The sequence below is a fragment of the Proteus sp. G2300 genome, assembly GCF_009915965.1.
In the GTDB taxonomy this organism is placed as follows: Bacteria; Pseudomonadota; Gammaproteobacteria; order Enterobacterales; family Enterobacteriaceae; genus Proteus; species Proteus vulgaris.
This window is the reverse complement of the sequence record NZ_JAABNK010000023.1, coordinates 363,772-382,198: the sequence shown is the minus strand read 5'-3', so window position 1 is coordinate 382,198 and position 18,427 is coordinate 363,772. Positions and strand designations below refer to the sequence as shown.

Sequence of the window (18,427 nt, the reverse complement as noted above, 5' to 3'; positions counted from 1 at the left end):
GACAAATAATGATGATATATCGAAAACTGGGCTTCCTGTTAGTGGGGCTTCTGATTAGCAGTCAATCTATGGCGGCATTTACCCTCAACGGAACCCGGTTTATTTACGAAGGTGGAAGTAAAAACAGCTCATTTGAAGTTACGAATCATGCAACTGATATGTGGGGTGGTCAGGTCTGGATTGACAATGTCTCTTTGCCGACAGATACCGTAACACTGATACCCGCTCCCACCTTTTTTAAGGTAGACGGTGAACAAAAGCAAGTTGTTCGCGTGCTGAATGTGAATGATAGCGTCTTACCTAAAGATAAAGAAAGTTTATTTCGCCTGAATGTGCAGGAAATTCCACCTGCCCCGAAAACGGGAAATAATGTCTTATCGCTGGCGATGAACACGCAAGTTAAACTGCTGTATCGTCCTGAAGCACTAAAAGCAGGTCGACCCGATGCAGAAAAACAGTTGCGTCTTGAGCAACGGGGGGGGAACAGTGTGTTGGTTAACCCGACCCCTTATTATTTTGCTGTGATGAAATTGTATGCGGGGGCTTCAGATAAAGCACCGGTGATACCGACGTCTGCTCAGTCAACAGAAGCATTGAATACATTGGCACCGCATACTGAAGTATCGTTGGGTAAAACGGTGACACTACCCATCACCATGACGGCAGTCGATGATTACGGCGCTAATCGCAACTATACCCTCGAGAAATAACAGAAAATAGAGAGTCATTGTGCGATGAAAATAAATGAAGATAACCGAACTAAAACGGATGTGAGTGAACATCAAACTTGTTGGTCACTGCTCACGGGGGCAGGTCTGGCACTTTTATTGATGGTTGGATTGAGTCGTGACGCCAGCGCGTTAACCATTACTATTCCGTATGATTATACCATTACGGCAAATACCTGTTGGTTAAGTCCTGAAACCAGCGGAGGCTCAGGTTCATTTGTGGGGCAATTTGGCGATTTTACATTGGCATGGGATGGTGCGCTCGGTACAAGCGATGTTACGGGCTACACAAAAAGCATGAAGACATTTGGTTTCAATATGAACTGTGATGGTGATATCTATCAGCCGAGGCTAACCATTACCGCCACAAATCCTCAATATGATGAGCCTTCTCATGTGATGTACACAACGGATACAACGAATTCAGCGATGGGATTTGCGATTCAATTTAATAACGATAATACCGACAGAACGCAATTAAATCCAAGCATAACCCCCACCAATGGAATGATGATTAATGTGTCTGAAGTTAACCCGGGTAACGTAAAAGTTATTCGACTGAATGCATGGCCCACATTAATGCCTGATAAATCAATTAGGGATATTACGGGTGGGATGGATGTCAGAGGAACCGTGACGATTGAAGTGCGGTATAACTGAGAGAGGGGGCACAATGAAGCTATCCATATTCCCTGTTATTCGGCTGACGTTGGGGTTGTTCTGTATCATCCCGGGAGTGAGCTCTGCTGAAACGGTCGCGACGGCAGTCTATCATTTAAGCGCAAAGGTGACAGCATCAACTTGTGAAACACAATTGGCGACATTTAATCACGTTAGTCCCGATATTGACTTCGGTCTTTTAACTGCAGAAAGTCCGGAAAAAACAAAGGAAATAACTTTAGTGCTTGACTGTAGAATTTCTCCTTTTATGCCCCAGACCATAAAGCTCTCATTTGAGCCCTCTGCCACGGGTTATGTTGACCCCAATAACGAAGGAAGACTCTATTCAAGGGTATCAGGAAGTTCGCCACAATCGGTAGGAACAGGACTGTACTACGACTGGCAATGGGGTAATAACCTTAGCATAGATAATACAATTTCGGTAAATAAAATATTTCCCTATACGGCCATAAACCTCAGAGAAAACTCAACGAACACGTATACTCTAGTAGAAGGAGGCGATGTTTACGATTTTTCTATTCTTATCACTCGGAGAGTGAATGATTTTTCTGAGGTAACAGCAGGAGAGTATGAGACATCGGTGACAGTGAATATCAGTTATCAATGACATATGAAGATATAAATAGCCTAAGCGTAGAAAAACGGAGGAATGATGAACATCTCTGGGCGTTATGGCAACAAGTAGCCTGTTGGTTGTGGAAACAACGCAAATCGCAGGTGGATACCCTGTTTTGCCGAAATGTTGGCGAACCGATACTGCGGGATCTGTTCAGGCAATACTTATACTACAGCATAGAAGATGGTGGTGAAATAGAGACGCCTAAAGTTGGGATAGCGAGGAGCTGTTCGCTCAGCCCCTTGGTAGGAGCGAGTTTATTATACCATTATGACAGCGATTTTGGATAACGAGAGGGGATTTATTATGCTCGCTATATGGATGATTTTATGGTGCTTGCGAAAACCCGTTGGCATCTGCGTCGGAGTATTCAGTAGCTTAATGAATACATGGATATCGGTAGTTTTGAAGTACATCCGGATAAAACCTATATAGGCCGGATACAACACGGATTTGACGGGTTAGGTGTGTATTTTGATAGAACGGGTATCACCGGACTCAGTGAAAGAGCAATAAAACGGCATCGAGAACGGTGTCTGCGGCTTTACGAGCAAGCATGTTGTGATGGACTGCCTGAGGCAGAGATTAATGAACGTGTGCAGGCATATCGGGCCCGATGGAAAAATATGTATGGGGATTGTTGGATTCTCAATAACAACGTATCAGTACGTAGCTAGCAAAGCGGTATGAGAAAAGGGGTACGTCATAACCAGTCGTTTCCTTTTCAATTTTGTTACTCCTATACGATAATTCGCCAATTACTGAAGCGAACTTAATTGCACTTTATTACCCATGAAATTAATAACTAAACATGGTAAGGGCATGATGACCCTCCTAAGGCCCGACCCGATAATGTAAGTCCTGGGACGACACGTCCTGTCTTTTATTGCCGATCTAGATGACTCACTAACATAGCTCTCGACGATCTCCATGTGATTTCTCTTTCGTTAAATCATATGGTCATTCTTTCTATCTAGATCTAATGTTTGGTGAGATGTTACTATCTCTACTACTTATGGAATGTTAAAAATATGCAATCGATCCTTAATTTTCTTTTAATGGCACTCTTGTTAACCACCGTCCCTGTCTATGGTGCCTCCGTGGTTTTCCAACCCGTTAAACCTAATTTTGTTATGTGTGGCTGCACAGGAGTATTTGCCGATACTCGTACCACATGGGGAACAGCATATATGTTACCTACCCGCGCCCTCAGTACACATACTGCATCAATTACCACACTATCTTTAACACAAACTTCTGTCTCGATCTCCCCTCAATATCGTAATTACGGTGTATTTATCAATACGGGGACATCAAAAGGCTGGATTGACCAATCCACATACTTCTACAACCGCTCAACAATCGAACTCCTATATGTCCTATCGCACGATTACAAGGTACCCGATGTAGTGGGTAGGGTGTTATCAGCTTGGTCTTCCGACGCTGTTTCATCCGGGTGTTCACCTTCAAACACCCCCTCCCCATTACTCAGTGCGGCTAATTTGACAGATCTTGTTTTCGAAAACATTAACTTTTCCGAACCCATTGAAACTCGATTACTTCCTGGTAGACATACCGGAATGTATCAAATTGAAATTCCTGAATCGCTAACTGATCAGACTTGTTCATCTATGAGTCACCATTACTTTTAATAGATCCCGTGATTCTACGCTAAATCAGAATTTGATGAGGAGAGCGTGAAGGATGAAATTATTGCTTGCAAAGAAAAGGGTATAACAGCGCTATCTGGTGCGAACTTTCCTACCTGATTTGTTGGAGTCTTGTATGATCATTAACTCTTTGAAAAGGACTATACCCTTTCTGGTGAGATTCATGTCTGGTAGCGCTTGCTAAGTTAGGTTAAACCCTGTCTGGATTTCGAAAATTTATATGTGTTAAACCTGTTTTTTATCAGTTATCTTATGAACAACATCCCGAACGCTGAAGTAAACAACTTCGCAATTGGGACTACTTACAGGAGGTTTATATGAACCGGAAAGAGAGGTGGCATAGCGTCATTTTATTACAATAGGCGGCAATTTCCTTGAAAAACAGAGTGATGTACTATCAATCATGTTCAATAATTATCCGTTGCTTATCTACGCCCAGAGGGAAGAGAGAACAGCAAGTGAATACTGCGCGATCACTACATCTCCTTAATGTTGCACCTCACATTCCCATCAACACTAAAGGGTCGCTATACTGTTTATCACCAATTATTCCACGGAATCTAAATATTTGTGCCAAAATAAAAAGAAGAACTATAAAAATTAATAACCGATAATCAGGTTGTTTGGGAAAAAATAATATTTAATAAAAAGCTTTTATAAATATATTACTAGCCAATAGCAACAATAATAAATGAATGTATTATTTTGTGTAAAATAACCCTTTTGAATGAATACATAATAGGTAATACTCACCTACTTGTAATGGGGTTGTATTAATGATAGTCAAATCAAGGTATTGACCGTTAATACTAATGACAACATCACTAGTCATACCTTTAAATTGGTATTTTTCTAATACAACCATCACGCCTCTATGAGAAGGAACGGAGTTAATTTGATTTAAGGTGATATTTTCTGGCCGTAATATTATTTTACCGTGATGACCATCATAAGTACCATCAGATGTAACCGTAATTTCACCCAACAGGGTTATTACCTTTCCTGAATGGTATTCACCTTTTAATATATTGACATCACCAATAGAGTAGGCGGTGGAAATATCTACTGGGTAACGATAGATGTTTTGTGGGGTATCAATCTGCACTAATCTGCCTTCACGTAATATTGCAATATAGTCAGAACATTGTATAGCCTCTTCCCGATCATGAGTCACGATAATTGCTGATTGTCCCGTTTCCCTCAAAATATTTATGATTTCAGCGCGTAACTCAACACGTAACGCACTATCCATTGCAGAGAAAGGTTCATCAAATAGGATTAGTTCAGGTGATGGAGCTAATGCTCTTGCCAATGCAACTCGTTGCTGTTGTCCTCCAGAAAGTTCATGGGGCATAGACTGAGCCAATTCAGGTATCTTCATTAAATGAAGAATAGAATTAATTCGATTTTGTTCTAATGGCAGTTGACCTTTACCATTTCCTAAACCATAAGCTACGTTCTGATAAACATTGAGGTGTGGAAATAAGATACCTTCCTGTACAACATAACCAATATGGCGATCTTTGGCATGCACGAAAGTTCCTGATGATGATAGTATTCTGTTATATAAGGTAATTTCCCCACTGTCGGGTCTTTCAAATCCGGCAATTAATCGTAGCAGTGTCGTTTTTCCACAGCCAGAAGGACCCAGTAATGAAAGGATTTCTCCTTTATTTAAAGTAAAGCTAATATCTTCGCTGACTTTTACTTTTCCATCAAAGCTTTTGTTAATGTTATGTAATGACAATACCGTGTTTTTATTCATTTTTTCCATCCCTGTTATTGTTTTATCAGAAAGATAGTAATGACTTATCTATTTGATTTTTAAATATTCTAGAATAGTTAATCACCGCTCCTCAGTCATATTTCATTCTCTGTTTAGCGATAAAGTCTATGGGCTTATTTATTAAATCAGAAAAAAGATAAGAGGTACGCCCACTCATAAAGTAAATAATTTATATTCTCATTCTCATTATGATAAAGTATTTTGGTTTACAAATCGATACATGAGGCTAATAAATGAAAAAAAGGTATCAGCTGCTTATTTCATCACTTACACTCAGTGGTGTTTTATTTTCAGAAATCGCTCAGGCTGACTTGTTAATTTATAATGGGCAACATAAGGATGGCGGAATAGAACAGGTTGCTGCGGAATTTACACAAAAAACAGGGATCCCGGTTAAGTTAAAATACGGTAAGTCTTCCGAACTTGCCGGTTTACTGAAGGAAGAACAGGATAAATCCCCGGCAGATATTTTTGTTGCGGAAAGTACAGGACCTTTCCTGTCATTAAGTGCTGAAAAATTATTAGTACCCATTAATGCCGATGCGTTAACCAATGTGAATTCTGAGACTATCCCTTCCGCATCGAAACAGGATTTTGTTCCCATTGGCGTTCGTAGCCGTGTTTTGGCCTATAATCCGGATAAAGTTAAAGAAAGCGACATTCCTAAAACATGGACAAAAATGGTAAATGATCCTGCGTGGAAAAATCGTTTTTCTTATCACCCGGGATCAGGTGCGCTTGTTGATCAAATAGCCGTTTATAAAAAATTACATGGATTAGAGGCGACAAAAGCGTTTTTAGCTGCGATGAAAGAAAATGGTCAATCAATCAAAGGGCATATGGCTGCGTTAAAGAAAATCGATCAGGGTGATTTGGATGTTGCAATGATCAACCAATACTATTTATACCGTCTTTATAAAGAAAAAGGCGGTGCAGACAATGTTAAGGCAAAAATTTACTACATGCGTAATGGCGATGCAGATTCAGCATTAAGTTTTTCTGCTGCCGGAATATTACGTTCATCACAACATCAATCGGAAGCACAACAGTTTATCACTTTCTTAACGAGCAAGGCAGGACAGGAACTGTATGTCCAAAATTCGGCAGAGTGGCCGGCCAATACTCAGGCAGTATCGCCAGTGAGCTACTTAGTGAAACTTGATAGCCTGGATCCGCCTAAAACGTCATTTACAACTAAGGAAGAAAGTGATGAGGCAAAAGCGTTAATAAAAGAGGCTGGGATCCAGTAATACAATTAATCAGAAAAATTATTTTTTCAATGAGATAAAAGGAGCTGGTGTGTTTTTTCATACCAGAAAAACAAAACAACCGCCGTTACTTCTGGCGGTTGTTATTGTGATTATTACATTACCAATGTTATTACCCATTCTCTATATTTTACAGTATGGAATAACGTTAGATATTCATCAGACTTATCACCTTATTTTTCGTGCAGAAACATTTTTACTTTTACGAAATACGTTACTTTTGTGTTTTACAGTGACATTGATAAGTGTGTTATTAGGGGGACTATGTGCATTTTTACTTGAACGTTGTCAGGTAAGAGGAAAGAACTTACTCAGTGTATTAATTAGTTTACCTCTTTGTATCCCGGGTATTGTCAGTGGCTTCACCTGGTTTAGCCTTAATACACGCATTTTTTCAGGCTTTTTAGGGGCAAGCCTTGTAATGACGCTCGTGTCTTTTCCATTAGCATTTTTACCTATATCAGCTGCATTAAAACGCATTGACTCAACGTGGGAGGAAGTGAGTTATTCATTAGGGCGTTCCCGGTTTTATACTTTTCTTCATGTCCTGTTACCGCAATTAAAACCCGCAATAGGCAGTGCTGTTCTTCTGATTGCTTTGCATTTACTGATTGAATTCGGTGTTATTGCGATTATGGGTTATGATACTTTCAGTACCGCTATTTTTGCAGAATTTGAGGCTTATTATAATACTCAGACGGCTGCGGTACTCTGTTTTGTCTTGGTGCTTTTATGTTTATGCATTATTGGTTTTGAATTAAAAATCCGAGGACAGGCAAATCGGGTTCGTTCAGGTAAGGGGGTTGTTCACCCACCAAAACTTATTTATTTAGGTTATGGAGAGTGGTTTGTCATTGGATTTGTTTCTTTAATTTTTATTTTAGGTGTTGTTGTACCTGTCATTGTGTTATGTCAGTGGATTTATGAAGGAACGGCCATTCATAGTGAGTATTTTTCCTGGAAAACCTATTTTAACGTCATTGCCGATACGATATTTATTTCGTTAATTTCTGCGGCAATAACAGTATTGGTTGCGTCCCCTTTAGTCTGGTTTTCTGTTCGTTATTCGAGTTTTCTCTCCCGGTGGCTGGAGCGCTTACCTTTTATTTTACACGCAATTCCATCGATTGTTGTTGGTTTGGCTATTGCACGATACACGGTCTTATATGCAGGTATTTTCTATCAGACCTATTATGTGTTAATTCCGGCCTATTTGATGCTTTATCTGCCATTAGCCCAGACAACACTGCGCTCTGCTGTGGAGCAACTTCCTTACCATATTGAAGAAGTTTCTGATTCTTTAGGGCAAAAAAGAGCCACTTTATTAATGCGGGTTATTTTACCCTCAGTCCGTCCTGGAGTCATTGCCGGGCTGGCACTGTGCTTTTTGCAAATGATGAAAGAATTAACTGCAACTCTTATTTTATCACCTGCGGGTATGTCAACAATCGCCATTGAGATTTGGCATGCTCAGGAAGGTTTATCTTATTCTATAGTTGCTGTTTATGGTCTGTCTTTAATTTTATTTTCAGGTATTCCGGTTTATTTATTGAAAAGACATTACTCAGGGTGAATAGGTTCGTGATACTATTTTTGTCACTTAAGATATCAACTGGTTGCCTATTTGGGTATTGCTACCTACTATTTTTACCACCTCAGAGTGCTGATAACCAAGCATGCTTGATAAGCACTCTGGATTTGATGAGCGCATTCACTGCCACTGACGACACTGAAACACCTGAAACGCTTTTCAGAAATGAAACTCGGCGTTAAACATCTGCTGTCCATCATCTTAATGGGGGCAGCAGGCGTTGCGGGATAAACCCAGTGAACATAACCCGTCGGTACGTGAAGTAGTGCTAGTGCAACGCTGTGAGATGGTGCAACTTTGCCCGCTGGATAATGACCTGGAGGACTTTATTACCTTTAAGTTTGACCGGGCAGGTAAAAAAGCCGGTGAGGCCATTAATGCTTCTGGTATTCAGATGATACGCGAAAAGATGACCATCAAAACCGGGCATCAGCCGTACACCAAGCAGGATGTGTATACCAGTAATCTGTATCCCCTGACCATTGGTAACCTGATGGTTGCGGCAATGAATACCGTGGCTGAAATGGGCGTCCTCGTCATTAATGGTGATATCATCAAAATTGTCACATCACAAACGCGCTGACCGCCTGATACCTGGGCATATTCCCATGCGAAATCGTTTCATTACACTAGGTGAAAACTGAAAGAGGCGGTCGTACAATACACCAATCGATATGACTATCACCGGGGTTAAGTACGAAAGCATGGCAAGCTCTGAGATTTACGTGTTTCTGCGGTTCAAATTGTCAGAACAGGGTTAAGACGTCCCCATAATGAACCCAGGGTGTCCGACAATAAAATTGGTGAGTAAATGTTTCTTACACATACTGAAAATTAGTGACAGTAACCTGTCTTTCTATATCCCCGAATTTATCGCGCGTTTCTATTTCAAATATCTTACGTCTAATCATGATAGTGTGTAAAATAAAAAATCACCTTATCAGTTGTGGCAATAAAGGTGATTTATATTTGATATTGTTTTGTCTAAGTGATCGCCGATTAACTTTTTGTGTCTAAGGCAATAATTCTATTTCTTAGTGTAATAAAACGAGTAAATACGTCGTCTACCGTAAGAAGCTCTACATTATTTTCAGGTGCTTTTAGTACTTCATTCGCAATATGCCACGGTCCCCAAAAATCAGCATCACTATTACCAAACATAGCTACTGTTGGTACACCAACACCTACTGAAATATGTAATGCTCCCCCATCACTAGTTAGCATTTGATCACATAAAGACATACCGGCCATTAATTCTCTAAGGTTTTGTGTAGGCACTGGTGTGATAGGAATATTTTTGCACTGTTCGAGAATAAATTGTGCTTTTTCGTCATCACCAGGGTGCAGTTTATTATCGCTCCTGCCTGGCGACCAAAAGAGAAGAATATGACATTTTTCGCGTTGTGTTAATTGGTGCGCTAACGCGATAAATTTTTCTGCTTGCCAACGTTGTTGTGGCTTGCGTGAACTAATTTGTAAGCCATAAATAGGAATATTTTCAGTTATTTTAATACGTTGGCGAATTGTAGCGATCTCTTCATCTTTGACGTACAACTTTAAAGGACCTGCTTTTTTCTCTATTCCAAGAGGATGGCTTAGTTGACAGAACAACTCAGCGATATGACCTCTATTAGACGGTGTTGGAATTGGATCTGTCACTGCTGAAGGTGTGTCATTGCCAATAGCGACAATACGCTTAGCACCTGATAATTTTGCCCATTGCAATGCTCTTTTGGCCCAATGATCACGAGCAATAATGGCAACGTCATAATGTTGACGACGCATATCAAGAATAATTTTCAAGCGACTAAGAATAAGTTTTAAAGATGATTGGCCTGATTTTTTATGATGTAACTTGCTGTAAACATGGATATTTCCGACAGAAGGGTTACCTTCTAGAATCGCTTGATTGTAAGAGTTTACGAGTAGATCTATTTTCGTATTATATTCATGGGCAAGAGAATCAATTAATGGTGTTGTAAGTATTAAATCACCAATGTTATCTCTTTGTATTATTAATATTTTAGGCATAGTTAGATTTATGTATATTCGAATGAGAGAAATTCATTGCTGAAAAGTATAACTTCAGCAGTAATCATATTATATATTTATGATTATAGGCTATTCGATATGTAGAGGCATCTTTATCAGAGAATTAATCTGCTTTTTGAAGAGAAAATAAGAGGTGGATAAGTTCAAATGTTGAGCTATTGATAATACGATGACTATTTCTTAGATAATCATCGTATTTATTACATGCCTAAATATGAAATTTATTTTAGTGGCTAAGCTGATGCTGACAAGGGTATTGATAGATAATTAGAAACACGCTTCTAAAATATCGAGAACATCTTCAGTTGTTAGCTTTTTATAACCCTTGCCAATAATTGTTGTGGATTGAGCAATACTTGGGAGCATCTCTTTTGTTGCACCTAGTGCTTCTAACGAAGTTACCATTCCGCACTCTTTTGTGAAACTTTCAAGTGCATCAATACCTTCAAGTGCAATTTGGTCTTGCGTTTTACCTTCTGTAGATACTCCCCATACCTGGGTGGCAAAGCGTACGAATTTTTCAATACCGAATTTATAGATAAAACGATAATAAGGCAGAGAAATTGCAGCAAGTCCCATTCCATGAGCACAATCGGTATAAGCCCCCAATTGATGTTCAATCATATGGACTTGCCAATCTTGCGTTTTTGATAGCCCCGTCAGTGTGTTTAGTGCCAGAGTTGCATTCCACATCAGATTGCTTCTTGCTTCATAATCAGACGGCTTTTTAAGCGCAATACGTAAATTATCAATAGAAGATTTTAATAAACTTTCAATTAAATAATCGGTTGTATTTGCACCTTGATCAGAAAAGTATTGTTCCATCAGATGAGACATTGTGTCATATACACCACTCACCATCTGATATTGAGAAACCGTAAAGGTATATTCTGGATTTAAGATTGAAAACTTAGGAAATACATTGGCAGGAAATACACGGCCAATTTTATATTTTGTTTTTTCATGCGTAATAACAGAACCGCCATTCATTTCGGAGCCAGTGCCTACCATAGTAAGAATTGAAGCAACAGGAATAATTTTATTTGCAATTTCTTGATATTCAACCCAGTACTTTTGGAAAGGATCTTCATTTTCACAATAAGCAGAAACAGAGATCCCTTTGGCACAATCAATAACAGAACCGCCACCAACAGCTAAAATTAAGCTGACGTTATGCTCACGAACTAATTGAGCACCTTCCATCATTTTTGCATAAGTTGGATTAGGCATCACACCTGATAACTCAACCACTTTTTTTCCTGCATGTTTGAGTATTGCCATCACTTCATCATAAAGGCCATTAGATTTGATTGCATTACGACCGTACATCAGCATGATGGTTTCGCCATAATGTGATAATTCATCATTTAATTTAGCAAGAGAGTTCTTACCAAAATGAATAGTTGTCGGGTTGTAGTAAGTAAAATCGAGTTGCATTTTGATATCCTATTGCAATATTAATTTGATAGCTATCTCATTGAAGTATAGTTTGTTCTTTTAACTTCAAGAAATATTGGTCTATTTTTGTTTAATAGAGATGCTATCGCTTCTGCATTGAGATATGAATGTCCGATCTTCTTAGTCTCTTGCCTAATTTTCCAAAAGATAACAAAGTGATAATAAATAATATAAATAGGTAAAAAAGATAAAACGATTGGATTTATAAAAAGCGGTTGTATTCAAATATTGTTAGATTCTTTGAGCATCTTAATATCGGTTGCTGGAGGCGATCCAAATAATCGACTATATTCACGACTGAATTGAGAAGGGCTTTCATAGCCAACACGAAAAGTGGTTGTTATTGCACCTAAGTTTTCAGTTAACATTAATCGGCGAGCTTCATTGAGGCGAAGTTTTTTCTGAAATTGAAGTGGTGTCATTGATGTCATTGTCCGAAAATGAGTATAGAAAGCAGATTTACTCATTCCAGTGCATGAGGCTAATTCATTGATATTAATTGGCTTTATAAAGTTGTTTTTTAACCAATCAACCGCTTTTGATATTTGATGGCTATGACTACCCGCTGTAACGATTTGATTTAAACGCTCACCTTGCTCAGTGATCAGCAAGCGATAAAAAATCTCACGTTTTATGCCTGGAGCAAGAATTTTAATACTATCAGGCTCATCAAGAAGTGTAAGCAATCGAATAAATGCATTTAATAAAGGTTCTGATAATTCACCGACGGCAATTCCTTTTTGAGCATTTGAGTTTAAATTAAATATTAGCCCACTATCGACGATCAGTTGAGATATTTCTTGTAGATCTAATTCCATAACTAGCCCTAAAAAAGGCTTATCCTTGCTGGCTTTCATAATATTCGCCATAACAGGAAGTTCAATGGAAGAAATTAAAAAATGGTTGGCATCATAAATAAAGCTTTCTTCTCCTAAAATTACTCTTTTTTCACCTTGAGCAATTAAGCATATGCCTGATTTATGTGTATGACTGGTAATAGGTGTGGGAGAACGCCAGTGTGTTAATGCCAATCCTGGGATTTGAGTATCAAAATAATGCGTATTGTGAGTCCATTTTGCAATTAGCATGGCAAGTTTTTGGTTTAATAACGCCATGTTTTCTCTATTATTCATGCAGACTCCATACTGGGGAAAAGGAAAATATTACTTTAGTAATAAAATTATAATGTATGAGACGAATATTAGACAATTAATTGATTTATCTTGGATAAGAAATTTTGCAGGAAATATTAAAAATGAGATAGGCTGTGCTACAAAAAATCACAGCCGATATCAATCTATTGTTGATGAGCTTTATTTTTTTCTAACCATTTTTGCATTTGTTCAATTTCTGGCCCTTGAGCATCAATAATGGCTTGAGCTAGCTTGCGCATTTCAGGATCTGTACCGTATTTCAATTCAATTTTAGCCATATCAATAGCGCCTAAATGGTGGGCAATCATTCCATCAGCAAAAGCAACATCTGCATTATCAGTGTTCATTCCTTTTGCCATATCAGCATGCATTTTATTCATGGAATCATTGAGTTCTTTCTGCATTGGTGAACTATTATGCGATGTATCCATATTCATGTTCATATGTGTATTGTTTGCCATTGCACCAAAAGAGATAGTACTCATTAAAATAACCGCAGCAGGTAAAATTTTTTTCATAACAGTTTCCTTGGATTTATTGTGAAATTGTTATTACTTTAAAGATTCCCCTTAGGGGAAGGTCAATGTTGTTATATAAAGTTTAATATTCTTTACTTTTAATGACATAATTGCAGAGTGTTTTGATTAAGTCATTCTATCTTAATTAGTTTTATAGCAAAATTTAAAATTTATTTGTTGTGTACTTTAAGATTTTCTTTATAAAAATAGAAAAAGTAATGATAACTATTCCCATCAAATGTTTTTTACTATAAAGTTGTATTATTGATGCAACTTTATAGGTGGCGATATGGAAACTCAAACAACAACACAAACTTTATCTCAAGAACAGCCAAAAGCAGGACATACTTTTTTAGCCAGTTTAGGGAAAACGCGCTTAAGGCCAGGTGGTGTTGAGGCATCTGATTGGTTAATTAATAATGTGCATTTTACCTCTTCAAGCCAAGTTTTAGAGATTGCTTGCAATATGGCGACAACGTCAATCGAAATTGCACAAAAATATGGTTGTCATATTATTGCTGTTGATATGGATGAAAAAGCGTTAGCTAATGCACAACATAATGTTGAGAGTGCACAGTTATCACATTTAATTCAGTTAACAAAAGCCAATGCATTATCTCTCCCTTTTCCTGACAATAGTTTTGATGTGGTTTTAAATGAGGCCATGTTGACAATGTATGCGGATAAAGCCAAAGCTAAATTAGTAAAAGAGTATTATCGTGTTTTAAAACCGGGTGGCCTGTTATTAACACATGATATTATGAAAATAAATAATGATGTAGATAAAGACGATTTAATTGGGGTAGTAAAATCGAACGTAGCTCCTATGTTTAAGCAAGAATGGCATGACTTGTTTATTACTACTGGATTTTTAGAAGTAAAAATAAAATCAGGCAATATGAGCTTAATGTCACCTATAGGTTTAATTCATGATGAAGGGTTATTTAGAACAGCAAAAATAATTAAAAATGGGTTGAAGAACAAACAAAATAGGCAACGATTTTTATCTATGTTTCGTTTTTTTAGAGAAAATCGCCATAATTTAAATTATATTGCGTGTTGCTCTAAAAAATGATTTTTATCAAGATAATTTTATATATTGATTAATAGCACCTACGACTAGGTGCTTATTTTTATAAAAATAAAATAAGAATAATTAGAACTGTATACCTCCGTAATAAAATGTAAAAAATAAAAAGAATCGTAATCCAGATTGAACCTGATTTATTTAAACTATATATATTAAAAACAGAGATAACTAATATGCGGGGTTAAAGATGAAACAGGTATTTATTATTGCAGGAGGGCTTTTATCACTGACAATCATGCTGGCTATTTTTATTGCAATTTTAATGGTGTCTGTCTTTAAAGAAACGACGGCTGAAATTTGGAATGAAGGGCGTGAAGTAATTGAAAGTTCATCATCAAAAATGAGTGAAACTATTTCTACTGTAGAGGCAAAGCGCGATACATTTATGGCTGTCTATAGGTCAAAAGAGAATAATGGTAGTTGTCAGCAATTAGCTCAGAAGTTAAATGAGGTTGAAAGTGGGCTTTCTAATGGAAGTTTAATTTTACCTCGCTCAGCTGTTGAGCAAATTTCTACCATTAAAAATGCTTTTGATAAATCAACATCATCTACAAGAAACATTGCTTGTAAGCAAGCAATTCAAGTTATTGATAATTTAAGCCAGTAATTGATATATCCTTCCTGTTTTTATTCGTTTGTTATCCCAATATAAGAATGTTTTTAATAAATAAATTAATATTTCTTATCATAATCCAATGAATATACTGTGGATTTTCACTCATAATCGTTTATTTTTATTATTCTAAGTAGACTGAGAATATGCTATTTATATCTGTAATCTTACTATGCTTAGATTATGTTAACGTTAAAAAGAAGTTGCGTTAGGGATTTAAAGTTATGAGATGAATATGCTAAAATTGATAGCTGATTCGCTTTAGCTATGAAGTTTAGTCATAATTTGGTTTATTTTTTGTTTTTAACAAAATGCATTTTTGTATTATGCCATTTTTTATTATCAATAAAGTAAAACCTTTTTAAGGTAAGTGTACAAAGCGAGTCATATGGAAGCTTATATTATAAAGTAATGATATATACATCAATATTATTTAAGAAAACATTGACTAATTATGAATATCGTAGCACCAAACATAAACGAAGTAAGTCGCCAAACAGCGTGGATCAGGGTTATAATATTGTCGTTTGCAGCTTTCGTTTTTAATACAACAGAATTTGTTCCTGTTGCTCTGTTAAGTGATATTTCTGAAAGCTTTGGAATGCTCCCGGCTCAAACAGGTTTAATGATCACAATATATGCTTGGGTGGTCGCCTTAATGTCATTGCCCTTAATGATAATGACAAGTAAAGTTGAACGCCGTAAGTTACTTATTATCTTATTTATTCTTTTTATTTTAAGTCATATTTTGTCAGGTATTGCATGGAATTTTAAATCGCTGATAGCAGGGCGCATAGGTGTTGCTTTTTCTCATGCGGTTTTTTGGTCTATTACTGCCTCATTGGCAATTAGAGTGGCGCCTCCTGGTAAACGAGCACAAGCACTCGGTTTATTAGCAACAGGAACTGCATTAGCGACCGTTCTTGGTCTACCTATTGGGCGAGTTGTTGGGCAATGGTTAGGATGGCGTGCAACATTTATGGGTATTGGTGCTTTAGCTTTAATTACTATGTTTGCGCTAATGCGCTATTTGCCGTTATTACCGAGCGAGCATTCAGGATCATTAAAAAGTGTGCCTGTCTTATTAAGACGTGGACCATTAATGGGGATTTTCTTATTAACGGTCATTGCCGTTACGGCGCATTTTACGGCTTATAGTTATATCGAGCCTTTTGTCATTGATATCGCAAAATTAGATCAAAACTTTGCGACGTTAGTTTTACTTATTTTTGGTGGCGCTGGCATTATCGGTAGTGTGCTGTTTAGTCGTTACAGTGCCAAGATGCCAACTTCATTTTTATTTTTTGCTCTAATTTTACTGACTGCTTGCTTAAGTTTATTGATGGTAAGTAGCCAAAATTTAACGACATTTATTGTGTTGATTATATTTTGGGGGATTGGTTTTATGTGCATTGGTCTTGGTATGCAAGTTAAAGTGATCGATTTAGCGCCAGATGCAACAGATATTGCGATGTCTATTTATTCCGGTATTTTTAATATTGGTATTGGTGCAGGCGCTTTGATTGGTAATCAAGTTATTTTACATGCGGGCATGCCAAATGTGGGGTATGCAGGCACGATATTAAGTATTCTCGCCGTTATTTGGTGTGGTTTCATTTTTAGTCGTTATCGCGTTTCTATGGGAGGAGCGCCTCGTAAAAAGAATCAGCTTCACCAACACTAAATAAATATTTTCACTTTGAAAGGCATCTATTTTACATGAAAGGTGCCTTTTTTATTTGTTGTAAATGAATATCCCCAATATGGCTTGTGATAAAATTCACAAAATTGACTTTGTATAAGATTAAGGCGAAAAAATGAATGGATTAACTTACCTAATATTGGCGATCATATCGGAAGTGATTGCGACAACAATGCTAAAAGCTTCTGAGGGCTTTAGCCGATTATATCCATCAATTATTGTCGTTATCGGTTATTGTTTTTCTTTTTGGGCGCTTTCTCAAGTGGTAAAAGTGATGCCATTGGGTATTGCTTATGCAATATGGAGTGGTTTAGGGATAGTGTCAGTTTCTGTTGCGGCTGTTTTTATCTATCAACAGAAGCTTGATTTACCGGCAATTATTGGCATGGGATTGATTATTGCTGGTGTTTTAGTCATAAACTTACTCTCAAAAAGTGCTTCACATTAATAGGTATAGTAGGAAGAGATTAGGGTGCCTTTGATGCAAAAAAAATTTAAAACAACGTGTTATCTCTTTATGGTGGCTGGCTTTACTTTTATTGCAGGATGCAACAGTTCAACCCAGACACAATACTCATCAACACAAACAGTGAATAAAAGCAGAGCAATGCCAACGACAAGCCTTAGTGTCCCTTTAGATGAATCGGCTAAAGCAACGTGTGTCTTTTCTGGTGGAGTACCGTCTTTAAACTATGAGTTACATGGTGGGCAGACACCCGTGTGTCAGTTTGCTAATGGTAAGCGTTGCAGTGAACAGGCTTTAATTGACGGTGTTTGTATCCCAGGATAAGACTATAGCTTAAGTCTTATTTTCAACAATAAATGGCCCTTAGCAAAACGTTAAGGGCCATTTATTTATTCTTTTGATTTAAAAGAACTTGTGATTTGGCTCATTAAGACCAATAAACCCACAACAAAGTAAGCAGAGAAAATAATCAGCATCCACTGAGGCATTTCTAATGTTAAGAATTGCCATTGGCTGACAGAGCAGTCACCTGTTGCTTGGAATATGGAAGGAAACCAATTTTGTAATGCAAACCAAGAAGGTAATGTGACAAAAAAATCACATGTTGCAAAAGGTGATGGATTAAGAATAAGTTGCGTATGCTCCCAAGCCAGTTCAATACCCCGGTAAGCTGAGTAAAGCCATAAAAAACTACCTGCCATACGCATGAGTGTCATTTTAGGTGCGCTTGCACCAATGAGTGCGGCAACTAATATTCCTAATACTGCGATGCGTTGATAGACGCACATCACACAAGGCATTAATTCCATTCCGTACTGAAAATACAATGCGGCACCTTCAAGGCCTATTGCAGTTAATGCAAGCAATAGCCATGAAAAACGGCGTTGTGACCAGTGACGAAGAGCAGTCAGCATAATAATGTCCATTTAAATAGTAAAATAAGTGCCTATTTTGCCCAAAAATCAAGCGCAAAAAAAGTTAAAACCTTTTATTTCACAAATATTTACATTCAACCTTTTTTTAATGAAAAAAAT

General features: G+C 37.5%; 17 protein-coding genes. 11 read left to right on the top strand and 6 right to left on the bottom strand.

Annotated features, from left to right (window positions below; translation table 11 throughout):
* The first annotated feature begins 8 nt into the window (after positions 1-8).
* From GWI97_RS13235 to GWI97_RS13225, 3 genes are read left to right on the top strand one after another with little or no spacing between them, the layout of a single operon-like run.
* The gene (locus GWI97_RS13235) at positions 9-710 is read left to right on the top strand and encodes a fimbrial chaperone (protein ID WP_036936292.1); all 702 of its coding nucleotides are present in this window, start codon (positions 9-11) and stop codon (positions 708-710) included.
* A gap of 24 nt (positions 711-734) precedes the next feature.
* On the top strand, positions 735-1,388 hold the full coding sequence (locus GWI97_RS13230) for a hypothetical protein (protein WP_036936294.1): 654 nt from the start codon (positions 735-737) through the stop codon (positions 1,386-1,388).
* A gap of 13 nt (positions 1,389-1,401) precedes the next feature.
* Complete coding sequence (locus GWI97_RS13225) at positions 1,402-2,016, top strand: fimbrial protein (RefSeq protein ID WP_036936297.1); 615 nt, start codon at positions 1,402-1,404, stop codon at positions 2,014-2,016.
* A gap of 2,379 nt (positions 2,017-4,395) precedes the next feature.
* Here GWI97_RS13225 and GWI97_RS13220 read toward each other — a convergent pair.
* Entirely contained in the window at positions 4,396-5,460 is a 1,065-nt protein-coding gene (locus tag GWI97_RS13220) for an ABC transporter ATP-binding protein (RefSeq protein WP_036936300.1), read from the bottom strand.
* A 254-nt stretch (positions 5,461-5,714) separates the two neighbouring features.
* Here GWI97_RS13220 and GWI97_RS13215 point away from each other — a divergent pair, with 254 nt between their 5' ends.
* From GWI97_RS13215 to GWI97_RS13205, 3 genes are all read left to right on the top strand, one after another.
* A complete protein-coding gene (locus tag GWI97_RS13215) occupies positions 5,715-6,731 on the top strand; it encodes an extracellular solute-binding protein (protein WP_052038488.1) in 1,017 nt (338 codons plus the stop codon).
* A 49-nt stretch (positions 6,732-6,780) separates the two neighbouring features.
* Positions 6,781-8,322 (top strand): ABC transporter permease, encoded by a 1,542-nt coding sequence (locus GWI97_RS13210; RefSeq protein WP_036936302.1) that lies wholly within the window; start codon positions 6,781-6,783, stop codon positions 8,320-8,322.
* Positions 8,323-8,560: 238 nt separating this feature from the next.
* A complete protein-coding gene (locus GWI97_RS13205; protein ID WP_087802271.1) occupies positions 8,561-8,923 on the top strand; it encodes a hypothetical protein in 363 nt (120 codons plus the stop codon).
* Between the two features lie 416 nt (positions 8,924-9,339).
* Here GWI97_RS13205 and GWI97_RS13200 read toward each other — a convergent pair whose 3' ends face one another.
* From GWI97_RS13200 to copM, 4 genes are all read right to left on the bottom strand, one after another.
* Entirely contained in the window at positions 9,340-10,371 is a 1,032-nt protein-coding gene (locus GWI97_RS13200; RefSeq protein ID WP_036936306.1) for a glycosyltransferase family 9 protein, read from the bottom strand.
* Between the two features lie 288 nt (positions 10,372-10,659).
* Complete coding sequence (locus GWI97_RS13195) at positions 10,660-11,829, bottom strand: iron-containing alcohol dehydrogenase (protein WP_036936307.1); 1,170 nt, start codon at positions 11,827-11,829, stop codon at positions 10,660-10,662.
* A 242-nt stretch (positions 11,830-12,071) separates the two neighbouring features.
* A complete protein-coding gene (locus tag GWI97_RS13190) occupies positions 12,072-12,983 on the bottom strand; it encodes an AraC family transcriptional regulator (RefSeq protein WP_036936309.1) in 912 nt (303 codons plus the stop codon).
* A gap of 164 nt (positions 12,984-13,147) precedes the next feature.
* Positions 13,148-13,522, bottom strand: coding sequence for a CopM family metallochaperone (gene copM / locus GWI97_RS13185; RefSeq protein ID WP_087802273.1), 375 nt, complete (start codon positions 13,520-13,522; stop codon positions 13,148-13,150).
* Between the two features lie 289 nt (positions 13,523-13,811).
* Here copM and GWI97_RS13180 point away from each other — a divergent pair, with 289 nt between their 5' ends.
* The 5 genes from GWI97_RS13180 (at position 13,812) to GWI97_RS13160 (ending at position 17,717) form a co-directional block, all read left to right on the top strand.
* Complete coding sequence (locus GWI97_RS13180) at positions 13,812-14,597, top strand: class I SAM-dependent methyltransferase (RefSeq protein WP_123822163.1); 786 nt, start codon at positions 13,812-13,814, stop codon at positions 14,595-14,597.
* Between the two features lie 202 nt (positions 14,598-14,799).
* Positions 14,800-15,219: a hypothetical protein gene (locus tag GWI97_RS13175; RefSeq protein ID WP_087802275.1), complete on the top strand. Its 420-nt coding sequence runs from the start codon at positions 14,800-14,802 to the stop codon at positions 15,217-15,219.
* Positions 15,220-15,679: 460 nt separating this feature from the next.
* On the top strand, positions 15,680-16,909 hold the full coding sequence (locus GWI97_RS13170; protein WP_036936320.1) for a sugar transporter: 1,230 nt from the start codon (positions 15,680-15,682) through the stop codon (positions 16,907-16,909).
* 133 nt (positions 16,910-17,042) lie between these two features.
* A complete protein-coding gene (locus tag GWI97_RS13165; protein WP_036936322.1) occupies positions 17,043-17,375 on the top strand; it encodes an SMR family transporter in 333 nt (110 codons plus the stop codon).
* 33 nt (positions 17,376-17,408) lie between these two features.
* The gene (locus GWI97_RS13160) at positions 17,409-17,717 is read left to right on the top strand and encodes a putative hemolysin (RefSeq protein ID WP_036936325.1); all 309 of its coding nucleotides are present in this window, start codon (positions 17,409-17,411) and stop codon (positions 17,715-17,717) included.
* Positions 17,718-17,782: 65 nt separating this feature from the next.
* On the opposite strand, the gene dsbB is transcribed toward GWI97_RS13160, so the two are convergent.
* A complete protein-coding gene (gene dsbB / locus GWI97_RS13155) occupies positions 17,783-18,307 on the bottom strand; it encodes a disulfide bond formation protein DsbB (RefSeq protein ID WP_103004690.1) in 525 nt (174 codons plus the stop codon).
* Between the last annotated feature and the right edge of the window lie 120 nt (positions 18,308-18,427).

Excerpts from the sequence above, each read along its gene's own strand:
- GWI97_RS13195 (WP_036936307.1), bottom strand. The coding sequence starts at position 11,829 with ATGCAACTCGATTTTACTTACTACAACCCGACAACTATTCATTTTGGT.
- GWI97_RS13220 (WP_036936300.1), bottom strand. The coding sequence starts at position 5,460 with ATGAATAAAAACACGGTATTGTCATTACATAACATTAACAAAAGCTTT.
- GWI97_RS13190 (WP_036936309.1), bottom strand. The coding sequence starts at position 12,983 with ATGAATAATAGAGAAAACATGGCGTTATTAAACCAAAAACTTGCCATG.
- GWI97_RS13175 (WP_087802275.1), top strand. The coding sequence starts at position 14,800 with ATGAAACAGGTATTTATTATTGCAGGAGGGCTTTTATCACTGACAATC.
- copM (WP_087802273.1), bottom strand. The coding sequence starts at position 13,522 with ATGAAAAAAATTTTACCTGCTGCGGTTATTTTAATGAGTACTATCTCT.
- GWI97_RS13165 (WP_036936322.1), top strand. The coding sequence starts at position 17,043 with ATGAATGGATTAACTTACCTAATATTGGCGATCATATCGGAAGTGATT.
- dsbB (WP_103004690.1), bottom strand. The coding sequence starts at position 18,307 with ATGCTGACTGCTCTTCGTCACTGGTCACAACGCCGTTTTTCATGGCTA.
- GWI97_RS13170 (WP_036936320.1), top strand. The coding sequence starts at position 15,680 with ATGAATATCGTAGCACCAAACATAAACGAAGTAAGTCGCCAAACAGCG.
- GWI97_RS13200 (WP_036936306.1), bottom strand. The coding sequence starts at position 10,371 with ATGCCTAAAATATTAATAATACAAAGAGATAACATTGGTGATTTAATA.
- GWI97_RS13230 (WP_036936294.1), top strand. The coding sequence starts at position 735 with ATGAAAATAAATGAAGATAACCGAACTAAAACGGATGTGAGTGAACAT.
- GWI97_RS13180 (WP_123822163.1), top strand. The coding sequence starts at position 13,812 with ATGGAAACTCAAACAACAACACAAACTTTATCTCAAGAACAGCCAAAA.
- GWI97_RS13235 (WP_036936292.1), top strand. The coding sequence starts at position 9 with ATGATGATATATCGAAAACTGGGCTTCCTGTTAGTGGGGCTTCTGATT.
- GWI97_RS13160 (WP_036936325.1), top strand. The coding sequence starts at position 17,409 with ATGCAAAAAAAATTTAAAACAACGTGTTATCTCTTTATGGTGGCTGGC.
- GWI97_RS13225 (WP_036936297.1), top strand. The coding sequence starts at position 1,402 with ATGAAGCTATCCATATTCCCTGTTATTCGGCTGACGTTGGGGTTGTTC.
- GWI97_RS13215 (WP_052038488.1), top strand. The coding sequence starts at position 5,715 with ATGAAAAAAAGGTATCAGCTGCTTATTTCATCACTTACACTCAGTGGT.